The 13072-nt window shown below is 61.0% G+C and carries 11 protein-coding genes; all 11 read right to left on the bottom strand.

Features of this window, described 5'->3' with window-relative positions; all coding sequences use genetic code 11:
• Window positions 1-218: 218 nt before the first annotated feature.
• From ACIP66_RS05940 to ACIP66_RS05890, 11 genes are read right to left on the bottom strand one after another with little or no spacing between them, the layout of a single operon-like run.
• Window positions 219-2141 carry a hypothetical protein gene (locus ACIP66_RS05940; protein ID WP_400646255.1) on the bottom strand — a complete coding sequence of 641 codons (1923 nt, stop codon included), beginning with the start codon at window positions 2139-2141 and terminating at the stop codon, window positions 219-221.
• Window positions 2138-3445 (bottom strand): lipopolysaccharide biosynthesis protein, encoded by a 1308-nt coding sequence (locus tag ACIP66_RS05935; protein ID WP_053119195.1) that lies wholly within the window; start codon window positions 3443-3445, stop codon window positions 2138-2140. Before ACIP66_RS05935 ends, ACIP66_RS05940 begins: the two co-directional genes overlap by 4 nt.
• The gene (locus ACIP66_RS05930; RefSeq protein ID WP_400646252.1) at window positions 3442-4443 is read right to left on the bottom strand and encodes a polysaccharide deacetylase family protein; all 1002 of its coding nucleotides are present in this window, start codon (window positions 4441-4443) and stop codon (window positions 3442-3444) included. The genes ACIP66_RS05935 and ACIP66_RS05930 overlap by 4 nt, the downstream gene beginning before the upstream one ends.
• Window positions 4444-4456: 13 nt before the next feature.
• Window positions 4457-5593 (bottom strand): glycosyltransferase, encoded by a 1137-nt coding sequence (locus tag ACIP66_RS05925; protein ID WP_400646249.1) that lies wholly within the window; start codon window positions 5591-5593, stop codon window positions 4457-4459.
• The gene (locus ACIP66_RS05920) at window positions 5586-6554 is read right to left on the bottom strand and encodes a glycosyltransferase (RefSeq protein WP_400646246.1); all 969 of its coding nucleotides are present in this window, start codon (window positions 6552-6554) and stop codon (window positions 5586-5588) included. The genes ACIP66_RS05925 and ACIP66_RS05920 overlap by 8 nt, the downstream gene beginning before the upstream one ends.
• On the bottom strand, window positions 6551-7921 hold the full coding sequence (locus ACIP66_RS05915) for an O-antigen ligase family protein (protein ID WP_400646243.1): 1371 nt from the start codon (window positions 7919-7921) through the stop codon (window positions 6551-6553). The genes ACIP66_RS05920 and ACIP66_RS05915 overlap by 4 nt, the downstream gene beginning before the upstream one ends.
• A complete protein-coding gene (locus tag ACIP66_RS05910; protein WP_400646241.1) occupies window positions 7918-9009 on the bottom strand; it encodes a glycosyltransferase family 4 protein in 1092 nt (363 codons plus the stop codon). Before ACIP66_RS05910 ends, ACIP66_RS05915 begins: the two co-directional genes overlap by 4 nt.
• Window positions 9006-10598 (bottom strand): Wzz/FepE/Etk N-terminal domain-containing protein, encoded by a 1593-nt coding sequence (locus ACIP66_RS05905; protein WP_053119136.1) that lies wholly within the window; start codon window positions 10596-10598, stop codon window positions 9006-9008. The genes ACIP66_RS05910 and ACIP66_RS05905 overlap by 4 nt, the downstream gene beginning before the upstream one ends.
• A gap of 16 nt (window positions 10599-10614) precedes the next feature.
• Window positions 10615-11640, bottom strand: coding sequence for a polysaccharide biosynthesis/export family protein (locus tag ACIP66_RS05900; RefSeq protein WP_053119138.1), 1026 nt, complete (start codon window positions 11638-11640; stop codon window positions 10615-10617).
• A 21-nt stretch (window positions 11641-11661) separates the two neighbouring features.
• The gene (locus ACIP66_RS05895) at window positions 11662-12309 is read right to left on the bottom strand and encodes a CpsD/CapB family tyrosine-protein kinase (protein WP_008084477.1); all 648 of its coding nucleotides are present in this window, start codon (window positions 12307-12309) and stop codon (window positions 11662-11664) included.
• Entirely contained in the window at window positions 12309-13055 is a 747-nt protein-coding gene (locus ACIP66_RS05890) for a sugar transferase (RefSeq protein WP_053119140.1), read from the bottom strand. The genes ACIP66_RS05895 and ACIP66_RS05890 overlap by 1 nt, the downstream gene beginning before the upstream one ends.
• Window positions 13056-13072 lie beyond the last annotated feature (17 nt).

The following is a 13072-nucleotide window of genomic DNA, read 5'->3' as shown; positions in this document are numbered from 1 at the left end:
TGCTCCTGAACCTTTCGGCGCAGCGACCCCAATTGTTGAGAGAACGCCTGTGGCGAGGGGATTTATCCCCGTTGGGCTGCGAAGCGGCCCCGCTTTAACAGGATAAGAAGCGACGACTGCTGCGCAGCCGAACGGGGATAAATCCCCTCGCCACAAAAGCTCAATCACATCGGGGTTAAAGTTCGCCTGGCCTTTCTCATGAATGTTCGGAATTGGCTTCATGACGCGATCCAGCTCAGTGCAAACAGGGTCTGGCCTGGCAGATCAAAGCTGACGCGTCCATCGCGGCAGGTGAACGGTGCGTCGCGGCTGCGGTTGTCGGTGCCGAAGTAGCGCAAGGCGCCGTTGTGCAGCGGGCACGTGGCGCCGCTCAGTTCCATGCGCTGCAGGCGCGTGCCTTTGTTGACGCCGAGCAAGCCGCGCTGATCGTCGCCGGCCATCGCCAGCACATCGACTTCAAAGGAATCGTTTTCCAGCCACAGCACCTGATGCAGCCAATGCTGGGCGATAAACTGTTGCGCCAGGCCGACCGGTTTCAACTCGAAACGTTGTTCATCCGCCGAAACCCGCAACATGCCCTTGGGATATTGCGGCTCATCGGCAGCCTGGAACCAGTTGAGCATGCTCAACAAGCCGTCCTGTGAAGCGTTGATCACCACCGACGCCCACCACAGCGAAGCGTAGTGGGTTTCCTGATCGTAGGGGCTGAGGCTGGAGCCGCTGGACATATTGGTCTGATCGAGCAGCAAGGCCTTGCGCGGCTGACCTTTGCTGTCGAGGCCAACCAGGTCGGCGGCGCGGCGCACGCTGTCGCGATAAACGCGCGTGGCGAGCAGGTCGCGAATCATCCATTCGTGCCACGCCAGCGCATCGACCTGATCGCCTGATTCGCTAAGCAAACGCCGCGCCCAATCGATCCCGCGCTTGCCCGCCGCGTTATCGGCGAACGGCCCGTTGACCAGTCGCGAACTGGCCGGCATGGCAATGCGCACACCAGCCTTGGCATTCGCCGGATCGCTGCGCACCTGCCGAGCCATGCTGGCGAAAATCGCCTGATACTGCGCGTAGCTCGAATAGTTGAGATTCGGCTCATCGGCAAAACCAATGTAATGCGTGCCTTTGCCGCCCAGCGCTCGGGTGCTGGCCAGCCACGCATCGAGGCCGCTGTTGCTCTGCACATCGGCGCGCAGATCCGCCTGCCGCTGACTGCCAGCGAGCAAGGTGATGTCTTGTTTGATGCCGAAACGATCCTGATACACCTTTCGGAACGCGTCTTCGAAATGCGGGTTCTTCGCCGTCACATCGACAAAACTGTAGTAACTCGCCGCGGTCGGTTTCAGCGCGTCCAGCACGGCGTGACTGGCCGGCGGCGGCATCACGTAGGGCAGGGCGATGCCCAGATCCGGCGTGCGCCCGAGGACTTTGTCGTGCAGGGTCAAACGGGTGTGCCCGGCGTCTTCGCGCAGCGGCTTCAGTTGCTGCGGATTCTGCGCAAACAGGTTGGCCGTGCCATCCAGCCAGAACGCTGCTTTGCCGCTGCCTTGCAAACGCAGGCGCCAGACCTGTTCGCGCTCGCTGACGGGCAGGGCGACCTGATCGAACTGCCAATAGGCGCGATAAGGTTTCAGCGCCAGTGTCAGTTGTTGATCATCGCCAACGCGTTGAGCCTGCAAACCGCTGACGCCGCCATGAAACTTGCCGGCCAGCACCGCGTGCTCGCCCGCTGCGACTTTGAAATACAACTCGTCGCCATTGTGCGTATCGGCGCTGAAATGCACTTTCGCTGGGGCGAACAACGCCACCGTGCGCTCGTCATGTTCGACGCGATAATTGCGGAAGCTGTAGCCGGGAATTTCCAGTCGATAACTCGCCGCGCCGGGCTGCAGCGGCCAGCTCTGACTGCCACGGGTTTCACTGGCCTTGATGAACCGATCACCCTGCAACTTGCCTTGGCCATCGAGCAAATACACATGTTCTTCATTGGCCTCAGCCTGCCACGCCGGTGTCCAGCGCACGGTTACCGTGTCCGGACGATCCGCTTGCAGATACAGGCTGCCGTCGCGAATCTCGCCCCAGCGCATCGACGCCGCAAAGGCGTCCAGCGACAGGCCGAGACCGATCAGCAGGGCCAGGCCTTTCATGCGGTTTTCCGCCGTTGCAGCATCAGCCACATCGGTGTGACGTCGCGCGGCAGGATGATCAGGGTTTGCCAGAACGGCACGCCGCTCAAGCGGCAATAAAGCACCAGCATCGCCACCGTCACTGCCAGATACGCAATCGACGAAGCCGCCGCCGCGCCGACGATGCCGTAAGCCGGAATCATCACCAGGTTCAGCGCCAGATTCAGCAGCGCGCCCAAACCCATCAGCATCGACACCGTGCCGGGGCGATTTTTACCGAGCAAGTCCAGGCGTAAAATGCTTGCGTAGCACAGGCCCAACAGCCCCGGCAGCAACGCCAGCAGCGCCGGATAGGCCGGTTGATACACCGCACCAAACAGCGTGACGATCAGCCATTCGCCAATCACCGCCATGGTCAGGCACGCGCCGAGCATCACCGTCGCGGTCAGGCGCAGGGCCAGCGGCGTGACCTTGTCCATGCCTTCGTCCTGTTGCAGCAGGCGTTTCATTAGCGGCGTGGTCACCGCTTCCGGGACGATCAGCAACAACTCTGCAGCCGCGCTGGCCATCGCGTAATGACCGAGGGCGGTGCTGCCGAGCAGGGCGCCAATAAACAGATAATCCGAGCGCAATATCACTTGCTGAAACAGCAGATCCGGATGACTGCGCGCGCTGTAGCGCAGCAGTTCTTTCTGGCTGGCGCGATCCCATTGCAGTTGTAATGGCTGCGCGCGTTTGAGCCAGACCCAACCGGCCAGCACCACCAGACTGATCCCGGCGAGCCAACTGATCAGCGCGGCTTCGAGTGCGGCGCTTTTCCACATCCAGAACAGTGCGAGAAACAGCAACAGCGGCGCCAGCGATTCGACCAGACGCAAGGCATTGAACGCGACCACGCCACCCGAGGCGTTGTGCAGCGTCAGCAGGCCGCTTTTCAACACGGTGAGCGGCACCGCCAGCAGCAACAGCCAGGCGAGCAAACCGAGTTGCATCGTCACATCCAGTTCACTGCCAAACTCACGCACCAGCGCCACTACCAGCAAGGTCAGCAGCGCTGCCAGCAAACAACCAAACACCAACACTTGACTCAGCAACAACCCCATCGGCCGCTGCTTGGCAGCCTGAAAACCCACCGCCGAATTGAGCCCGCCACTGGTGGCGGCGCTGATCAAGTCGGGCAGGGTGCTGAGCAGCGCAAACAAGCCGCGCTCACTCGGGCCGAGAATCCGCGCCAGCAGCACGTTGCGCAGCAAACGCAGGGCGATCATCGCCAGTTTGGTGCCCATGCTCAGCGCCAGATGTTTGAGGTAGGTGCCTCGGCTCATGGCCGCGCCCCGCGAAAAATCCGCCACGACAACAATTCCGGATTGCGCGCGGTGCGCTGACTGACGCCGAAACGCGGCAGGTTCAACGGTTCGCCTTCGCCGCGATAGATACCGGTGCCGGTGCCGAGCGCGAACGGATAATCGTGATTGGCGATCTGCTCGCGCACGCGTTCATCGTTGTCGCCGTTGGGGTAGCAATACACCGGCAGTGGCCGGTTGCAGCCGTTGTACAAAGCATCGCGGCTGCGGCTGATTTCTTCGTTCAGGCGCTGATCATCAAGGCCGGTGAGGATGGCGTGACTGGCGCCATGCGGGCCGAAACGCACCAGTCCCGAAGCTTCCAGCGCGCGGACTTGATGCCAGTCCAGCGCTTGCGGTTGCGATTCCGTTGGGCATTCGTCGGTGAGCTTTTCCAGCTCCTTCGGGTCAAGCGACTTCAGCCCTTGCAGGTAATGCAGTAACGCCAGGCTGCGGCGGTCGACATCGATGTCATCGAGCATCACCGGCAAGGGGTGATGCATCATTTGCAGGCACTCGATCAAATGCATCCGCGCCTTTTCGCCGTGGCTGCCCCACAGGGTTTCACCGAGGCTTTCCCACCAGAAACGCTGACGGCTGCCGATGAAATCGGTGGAGAGGAAAATGCTCGCCGGCACCTGATGTTTTTGCAGCAACGGGAAGGCGTTGACTGCGTTGTCGCGCCAACCATCGTCGAAAGTAAGCGCCACCCGTGGGCGCTCGGTGCGTAGAGAGTTGGGCTGAAGGATTTCCATCAACGGCACGCAATCGAAATGTTTGCGCAACCACACCAGCAAATGCTCGAAGGCCTTGGGCCCGACGCACAGTTCATTGCGGTGCGGCAGGTTGGCGGCGCGGTCGTTGGCCAGCACCCGGTGCAGCATCAGAATCACCCCGGCGCCGTGCAACTGGTTGCGGCCCATCGACGAGTTGAGATAGAGCCAGCCACTGGTGCGTTTTAGCAGTTGTTTGATCGCCATGGCTTCAGTCCTTTTAACGGTTCTGTTCGGGATTCCACTGGGCATACCGCTGACCGCGCAGGAACTGCCACAGGCCAAGACTCATCCCGGCGAGGGTGACCAGCAGAAACGCAGCGAGGCGGAAGGGTTTTGGCAAACGGTGTTGCGAATCCAGCAGCCCGGCAATCGCGATGGCGTAGCCGATCAGTTGCGCGATCAGGGCGAGGCGGTAAAAACCGTGCTCGTTCCACAGCCAGAAATTACTCAGCAGCAGCGGCAGCAACAGGATCGGCGCCAGTCGGCGGATCAGTTTGTGACTGATCAACGCGATCGAATACAGGCCATATTTCAGCGGATTGAGCAGCTCGCGACGTTGCGCGAGGCTTTGCAAACCGCCGACGGTGACGCGCTGACGGCGCCGGAATTGTTTGTCTGCTTCATCGACACCGTGGTCGATCACTTGCGCTTCCGGCACATAGACGATGCGTTTGTGCGCCACCGGTGCGCAGGTGCTGATAAAGAAATCGTCGTTAACCTCGGCCGGCACGTTCTGGAACAACTCGCGGCGCAAGGCGAGCAGGGCGCCGTCGGCGGAGACCATGCAACCGGTGCGGTTCTCGACCCGGCGCAACCAACCTTCGTAATGCCGATAGAGGCTGTCGCCGACGCTCAAACCACCACCGGTGACCGGAATGACCATGTGCCCGGCGCAGCCGCCGACCTGCGGATCACTCAGCGGCGCGAGCAGATAACCGAGGGTTTCCCGTGACCATTGGTTGTCAGCGTCGGTGAACACCAGAATGTCGCCAGTGCTCAGGGCTACGCCGGCATTCAGCGTCGCCGCTTTGCCCTGACGCGGCAGGTCGAGGACGGTGATGCGCGGGTCAACGACTTTGTGCGCGCAAGCCACGGTGTCATCGGTCGAACCGTCGCTGGCCAGAATGATTTGCAGGTTTGCTGGCTGATAATCCTGCGCCAGCAACGTGCGTAATTTGTGCTCGATATGCCGTGCTTCGTTGTGCGCCGCAATCACGATGCTGACATTCAGCGGCGGCGCCGGGGTGTGCCGCCAGGCCGGAAACAGCGGCGCGACCAGCGTCAGCAGCAGCGGGTAGCCGACGTAGGCGTAGACCGGCAGCAACAGGCACATCCAGAAAATGAATTCAGCCACGGGCAGGCCTCCTGGCGTTCCAATGACACAGACTCAAAATGAACGCGGCGCCGGCCAGGTGCAGACGCACCCAGTGCAGGCCCCACAATTGCAGGGTCAGGCCTATATCGTGGTGTTTGGCGCTCTGGCGCAGGCTGAGCACCAGACCCGGCAGGCTGGTGATGGCGACCATGATCGCCGCGTGATGCGGGAAGCCATCAAGCAGCGCCGAAATCGCCAGAAAATCCAGCAACCATACGAACAGCGATAGCATCGGAAAACGCAGCAGGCGCAGGCTGAAACCGTGGGTACGCAGCAGTTGCAGGTGACTGCCCTGACGCCACAATTCCTTGCCCATCCACTCGCGCCAGTTCATCTCGTAACCCCAGTGCAGGGCGACGCTGTTGTTGATCGACAGCAACCGTGCGCCCTGTTCATGCAGGCGCAACGTGAATTCCTTGTCCTCGCCGGTGCGCAGGGTTTCGTTGAAGCCACCGACCTTGTCGAACCAGCGCCGGCGCATCAACAGGTTTGCGCTGGGCAGCCAGTCGACGGCGTGCGAAGTCTGCGACGACACGCGCAAGGTGCGCCGCTGCCACGCGGTGGCGTACCACGGCGCCTCGGCGGGGGTGTGCAGATCCAGCGCAAAGACATCGGCCTGGCCGCTAGCTTCCAATTCGAACAGCGGCTTCAACCAGTCTTCCGGCATTTCAATGTCGGCATCGATAAACGCCAGCCATTCACCGCTGGCGACCGCGGTGCCGCGATTGCGCAACGCGCCGATCAACAAGCCCGGCAAGACCAATACCGTCGCGCCAAACTGGCGGGCGATGTGCGGGCCTTCATCGGTCGAGCCGTTATCGACGACGATCAGTTCGCACTCGATATCAGCCGCGTGCGCGGCTTTTTGCGCCGCGAGCAGCGTGCGGCCAATGTGCCGGGCTTCGTTGAACATCGGAATGACGATGCTGATCCGGCTCATGCTCTGGCCTCCGTGGTCAGCGGTGCTTGCTCGGCTTTCAGACGCAGAACACTGGTCAGCGCGAGCATGATCCACACGTATTTCTGGTTCGGCGCGCTGAGGAACATCAGGAACAGCGTCAGCGACAGAAAACTCACGCCGAGGTGGGTCATCAGATCCGCCTGATACGCATCGCGGCGCAGCATCCACGCCGCCCGCGCGCGAATCAGGTTGTACAGACCGAGGGCAAGCATGCCGACAAACAACAGCCCGGCAGGCACGCCCAGCTCACTGAAAATTTCCAGGTAGGTGTTGTGCGCGCGACGGTACAAGTCGCCGATTTTGCGGTTGGCGGAAAAGGCTTTGGCGTAACCGGTGGTCGCGTAATGCAGCGGGAAGGTGCCGGGGCCGGAGCCGAGCAGCGGGTTCTCGCGGATCATCTGGCTGCCAACGACGATGTACGAAGCGCGGCGGCCGAGGGATTCGTCCTGCGCCTTGGAACCGGCGCTGAGAATACTCAAGGACTGGATGCGCGCCATGTAACCGGCCGGCATCGCGTAGATCGCCAGGGGAATCACAATGGCCGCGCCGAGCATGGCAAAACCCAAGTGCCGTGGACGAATGTGGGTCAGTTGCGAACGGTAATGCCAGCAGCCGATCAACAAGCTCAGCGCCAACACCACCAGCCCGGAGCGCGATTCGGTTTTGGTCATTCCGCCCAGCAACAGCAGGCAGCAACCGCCCCAGAACAACCGGTGCAGGGTATTCGGGCTACGAATCACCAGCAGCAAACCCATCGGCACCGCGAAGGCAATCAGCATGGCGAAAGCGTTGGGGTCTTCGAGCAGGCCCGCCGCGCGGCCCTGATCCTGGAATTTGGCCGAGAACATCGCCATTGCGCAGGTGGTGCTGACGGCAAGGGTGACGAGGCGGGCGAACAGGTCGAGATTAAGGTCGCGGCCGATCAACAGGGTGATGACAAACAGAATCAGGCCGACGCTGAGTTCACGCAGATGCCCTAGTGACATGCCCAGATCATCGGTGTTGAGCATGCTCAAAAAGTACAGAACCATGAACCAGATCAGGTAGCGCCAGATATTGCTGCGCAGGCGCTCCGAAGGAATTTGATGCAGCGCCAGTTGCAGCATCAGGATCACCGCCAGCCCGGCACCGAGCAATTTACTCCCGGAAAACGAACTGTCCTTGAAGAAACCTTCGAACGGCACCAGTGCAGCGATACCGAGCAGGCCCCAGGTCGGCTTGCGGTACAGCACCGCAAAACCGACCAGGCCGAGCACCACTCCCGGCGCCAGAAACGGATAAGGGCTGGCCAGCAAAGCGATGCAGACCAGACCGAGCAAACTGACGATCGAGAGCGGGAAAATCATGCGCGTGCCTCCCGTGCCGTGCGGATGTACAGCTGCGACCAGCGTTCGGCCAGGGCCTTGAGGTCGTAGCGATCCTGTTGCGTGCGTTTTGCGTTGTCACGCAGTTGCCGGGCCAGTTTCGGCTCGCTCAGCAAGGTGTCGAGCTGACGGCTGAGGTCGGCGCAATCGGCCGGTGTCGCGAGTAAACCGTTGTGCCGGTGTTCCAGCACGTCGGGAATCCCGCCGACAGCGAACGCCACCACCGGCACCCCGGCCTGCATGGCTTCGAGCAAAATCATCGGGGTGCCTTCGGTGCGCGAGCTGATCACCAGTGCATCGAGTTGCTGCCACCACGGTTGCATCGCCGTCTGATAACCCGGCAAACGAATGCGTTGCTGCAACCCGGCGTTGTCGATCCGCGCCTGCAACGCCTCGCGTTCCGGGCCGTCGCCGAGCATCACTGCGTCCAGTTGCGGATGCTGGTGACACAGCGGAATCAGCGCGTCGAGAAACAGATCCGGGCCTTTCTCGCTGCTCAAGCGACCAACGTAACCGGCCAGCCAGCGTTGCCGATCGGCATCGGGAATCATGGCCGCAGCCGCCGGCAAACCGTTGGGAATGACTTGCAATTTATCCGCGCGCACGCTGGCCTCACGGTGCAGCGTGGCGATGCTTTCCGCCACGCAGACCACCCGATCCACCGACGCGGTGCGGCACAGTTGCAGGCTGAGCCAGGTGTAAAACTTCTGCTTGCGGCTGCGCGGCGTGAAACCGTGTTGAGTGATGACCAACGGCAGGCGCAACAGCGTTGCGCCAATCCATCCGAACAACAGCCCTTTGAAATTGTGCGTATTGATCAGCGGTTTTTCAGCGCGACGCTGACGCAAGTGCTGCAGCAATTCCGCTAGTCCGGCACAACCGCGACAGTCCACCCCGGCCTCGCGAAAACGCGCGATCAGTTCTGCTGGCGCGTCGAGGAACAGCACCTGATGCTGCCCCGGCGTCGCCAGACAATGATCCAGCAACATGCGCTCGGCCCCATAGAAACCGCCGCTGCTGAGCAAATGAATGATCGGCAGCGCGGTATTCGGGGCGGATGCGCTGCTCAATTGCGCACCCAGTGCAGGAAGCTTGGTACGGTCCAGTTCTTGTGCGGATTGCTCGGCAGCACGTTTTGGTCGTTGATCACCAACAGCACCGGAATGCCCAGCTCGTGGCTGATTTGCGCCGGGTGTTTGAAGCGGTGATCGAAGAACTCACGCACGTAGACGAAGGCAATCGCCAACAGCAACCCGGTGAGCATGCCGAACGGAATGATCAGGCCCGGTTTCGGGAACGCCGCTTCGGTCGGTTCGAACGGCGGGCTGAGCACCCGGGCGTTGGACAGGTCGTCGCTGAGCGAACGGGTGGTGCTGCTTTCGGCGAACCGCTGGGCGTAGGTTGAAAACGCAGCGTGCAGCGCGTCGATCTCGGTGTCCATCTGCCGCAGCTTGCTCTGAGTCTGCTGCAACTCGTGGATGCGGTTCTTGAACTGGGCGATGCGCGCGGTTTTCTGATCGATCACCTGCTTGACCACCGCCAGATCGTTGGTGCGTTCCTGAATGCGGTTGCTCACCACTTTGAGGAACTGGCTACGGGTGCGGGCGATTTGCTCGCGGGTCAGCAGCATCGGCTCGCTGCCAGGCTGGAACACCGCCAGATCATTCATGTAGCGGCTGACCTGAGTGGTCAGTTGCTCGCCCATCTGTTTGATCTCCCGATCTTCGAACGCCACGTTGTCGACGGTGGTGGTGAAGGTGTAGGGGAAGGTGTAGTCGTTGAGCTTGTTAGTGCTCGCAGCCGCCAGTGCGGTTTTCAGGTATTCGAGCCAGCGCTGGCTCTGCAGCAGGCGATCCTGATACAGGTTCAGCGCTTGTTCTTCGGTGTTGATCGCGTTGAGGCGGAAGGTGATTTCTTCCTTCGGATCCGACGCGCCGACGCTTTCCAGCAAGGCCTGACGGTTACCTTCCAGGCCATCGAGACGCACTTGGTAGAGCTGCTTTTTCGACTCGTAGAAGGACTGCGGCAAGTCGATTGATTGAAGGGCCTGACGGCTCACCAGATAGTTCTGCAAGAGGGCGGCGACAAACGTCGTGCCCTGATGCGGATCAGGGAAGCTGTAGATGATCGAGATCACGTTGGAACCTGGCAGCGTCTCGATTTTCAGGCTGTCGATGGCTTGCTGGGTCAGGGCGTCGAGCGCGGTGTCACGCACCGGATCGGTCTCCAGCCCGAGCATGTTGCGCACCGGGTTGATCACGTACTGGCGCAGCGGCGAACTGACGTAGCGCTTGAACGGATCGGCCACCAGTTTGCTGAACATGCCCGGCGAAGGCGTGTATTCGCCCTTGTCGCGCAGTTCGCTGATGGTCTGACGGATCAGCGCCGGCGAACGGAGGATATTGCTCTCGGTTTCCATGTCCGCCAGCGACGGCGGAATGAACGTGGCGTTGTCCACGGTGAGCGACGTGGTGGCGTCACCCTGAGAGAGTTTTTTCGACTGCACGATCACCTGCGCGGTGATATCGAAGCTCTGTTTGAGCAACAGCGGCAGGAGCAGGGCGATCACTGCAAAGATCAGGAAGACCCGTTTCACCAATTGCTTGTTGGCGAAAAAGATCCTGAAGAACTCGTGCAGGTAGTTTTCCTTTGGATTCATGTCGGTCACCTGAGAGTTAGTTGCTGTCACTGTCTTTGTTGTCGACGCGGTAGCCGAAGCTGAACCCGACGCCCTGGAACAGCACCACGTCGGCCAGTTGACGGGCGAGTTCGCCGGCGCTGGCCAGTTTGGTTTTCGGCACGTAGAGCATGTCGTCCGGTTGCAGGTAGGCGATTTGCGGCGCCTCGCCCGACAGGGCCTTCTCGACGTCGTAACGCACGGCCTGCACCTGATTACCGTTGCGGCGCATGATCACCACCGAATCAAGGCGTGCCTTGACGTTGGTGCCACGAGCCAGGGTCAGCGCTTCAAGCACCGAGACCGGCCGGCGGATCGGGTAGGAACCCGGTTGGCCGACTTCGCCGAGCACATAGATTTCGTTGCCGGCGGTGGATTTCAGCAGCACGTCCACGGTCATCCGGCCCGGCAGTTGCGCGTACTTCTTGTTGAGGAAGGTTTCCAGTTGATTGACGGTCATGCCTTGCAGCGGCACAGCACCGATTTCCGGGAAACTCGCGTAGCCATCGGTGCCGACAGTGATCTCGCGGCTCATGCCGGTGGCCGGGTGATTCAGCGCGCTTTTCAGGTTTTGCTCATTGGTCAGCGGGCTGATGATCTGCACGGTCAACTGATTGCGATTGGGCTGGAACAGCTGTTTGCGCTGATAGGCACGCTGGATTTCTTCGCGTGCCTGATCACTGGTCAGCCCGGCGATTTTCACCGAAGTGTTGGCGCCCGGCAGTTCGATGCTGCCATCGGGCAGCACCAATTGATTGCCGTTGAGCTGGCTGGCGGCGGTGAAGTTCAGGCCGATCTGGTCACCCGACTGCACGCGGTAAGCGTCCGAGCCGCTGGTGCTGATATGGAAGATCACGTCGAGCACATCCTGCGGGCGCAGGGTCTGCTCGATCTTCGGCATATCCGTCGCTTGGGCGTTGGCCGGCGCGGCGGTGAGGATATTCACCGGCATGTTTTGCGTTTCAGAATTGCTGGAGCAACCTGCGAGCGGCAGCAACAGCAGGACAAGCATTTTGGCGTTCATGGCGTCATCCTTCGCGGTTGCTTACAGGTTTTTGTAAAGCCATTTGGGCATGTAGTACTTGCGCCGGTTGAACACGCTGCCGACCACTTTCGCGCCAGCCTGCGTCAGGCGTTGCACGGCGGCCTGAGCGACTTCCCAGCGAGTGTCCTCAGCGCGAACCACAAACACCACGCCATCCACTTGGGTACTGATGACCAGCGTGTCGGCGGCGGAGTACACCGCGTCGCCGTCGATCACGACGAAGCGATACTGGCTGCCCAGTTGATCAAGCAACGGGCTCAGACGCTCGGCGGTCAGGTGCTCCATGGTGCGGATCGGCCGGCCATTCGGCAGTACGTGGAACGGCAGGCTTGAGACCTGCACCACGCAGTCCTGCAACAGCGGCGGGTTGTCCGGGTTGAACAGCAAGTCACGCAGGCCGCGCTCTTTGCTCAGGTTCAGCTGCTGCGTCAGATTGCTCGCCGACTGGCTGGCGTCGACCAACAGCACCTGGCCGCTGCTCATTTGCGCCAACTGGCTGGCCAGCGCCAACGCACTGGTGGTGGTGCCGGCGCCGGGGTTGGCGGCGGTCAGGAACAGGATCCGCAGATCAAGATCCAGCACGGTCGAGGTCAGGTTCGATTCGCTGGGGTTGGCAATGCTCAGGCTTTTGTTGGTTGAACCGTCCATTAGCTTGCTCCGTGGCCGCTGAATACTTTGAAGGGGGTTTTCAACAGAATCTTCAGATCAAGCAAAAGGCTCTGCTCGGCGATGTAGCTGAGGTCCAACTCAACGCGCTGGTCGAAGTCGATGTTGCTGCGCCCGGAGATCTGCCAGAGGCCGGTCATTCCGGGATAAATCGCCAGACGGGCGAGGTGACTGTCCTTGTAGCGATAGGCGTTGAACGAGGTCGGACGCGGGCCGACCAGGCGCATGTCGCCGGTCACTACATTGATCAGGTTGGGCAGTTCATCGAGGCTGGTGCGCCGCAGAAAACCGCCGATACCGGTGATGCGTGGATCCTGATCAATCTTGAAGTCGATGGCGTCGGCACCGTGCTTGTTGAGGTGACGCAGCGACTCTTTCAATTCTTCGGCGTTGGCGACCATGGTGCGGAATTTGTACATGCCGAACTTGCGACCGCGATAACCGGTGCGTTTCTGCACGAACATCACCGGGCCTTTGCTGGAGTACTTGATGGCCAGCGCCAGCCCGAGCAGCAGCGGCGAAATCAGCAGCAGAATCATCAGCGCACCGAGGCAAGCGACCACGCGGTTGGTGCGCGACAGTTGCCATGGGCGACCGCCGTCACGGCCGGTGAACCAGCCACGGCCCTGGCGATGAATCGCTGCATCGAGGCGCATTCGCTGCTCCGGATCCATGCGTTTATCACGCTGCAGTTGTTGGATCGGTACACCTTTTTCATGTCCAGTCATAAAGTCCTCCGCTGATG

It is taken from the genome of Pseudomonas sp. NPDC088429 (assembly GCF_044753305.1).
In the GTDB taxonomy this organism is placed as follows: Bacteria; Pseudomonadota; Gammaproteobacteria; order Pseudomonadales; family Pseudomonadaceae; genus Aquipseudomonas; species Aquipseudomonas rustica.
This window is presented reverse-complemented; position numbering and strand designations above follow the sequence as displayed.

Bases quoted from the DNA above. Each gene is read 5' to 3' on its own strand.
- ACIP66_RS05915 (WP_400646243.1), bottom strand. From the start codon at position 7,921: ATGATTTTCCCGCTCTCGATCGTCAGTTTGCTCGGTCTGGTCTGCATC.
- ACIP66_RS05890 (WP_053119140.1), bottom strand. From the start codon at position 13,055: ATGACTGGACATGAAAAAGGTGTACCGATCCAACAACTGCAGCGTGAT.
- ACIP66_RS05940 (WP_400646255.1), bottom strand. From the start codon at position 2,141: ATGAAAGGCCTGGCCCTGCTGATCGGTCTCGGCCTGTCGCTGGACGCC.
- ACIP66_RS05935 (WP_053119195.1), bottom strand. From the start codon at position 3,445: ATGAGCCGAGGCACCTACCTCAAACATCTGGCGCTGAGCATGGGCACC.
- ACIP66_RS05930 (WP_400646252.1), bottom strand. From the start codon at position 4,443: ATGGCGATCAAACAACTGCTAAAACGCACCAGTGGCTGGCTCTATCTC.
- ACIP66_RS05920 (WP_400646246.1), bottom strand. From the start codon at position 6,554: ATGAGCCGGATCAGCATCGTCATTCCGATGTTCAACGAAGCCCGGCAC.
- ACIP66_RS05895 (WP_008084477.1), bottom strand. From the start codon at position 12,309: ATGGACGGTTCAACCAACAAAAGCCTGAGCATTGCCAACCCCAGCGAA.
- ACIP66_RS05900 (WP_053119138.1), bottom strand. From the start codon at position 11,640: ATGAACGCCAAAATGCTTGTCCTGCTGTTGCTGCCGCTCGCAGGTTGC.
- ACIP66_RS05905 (WP_053119136.1), bottom strand. From the start codon at position 10,598: ATGAATCCAAAGGAAAACTACCTGCACGAGTTCTTCAGGATCTTTTTC.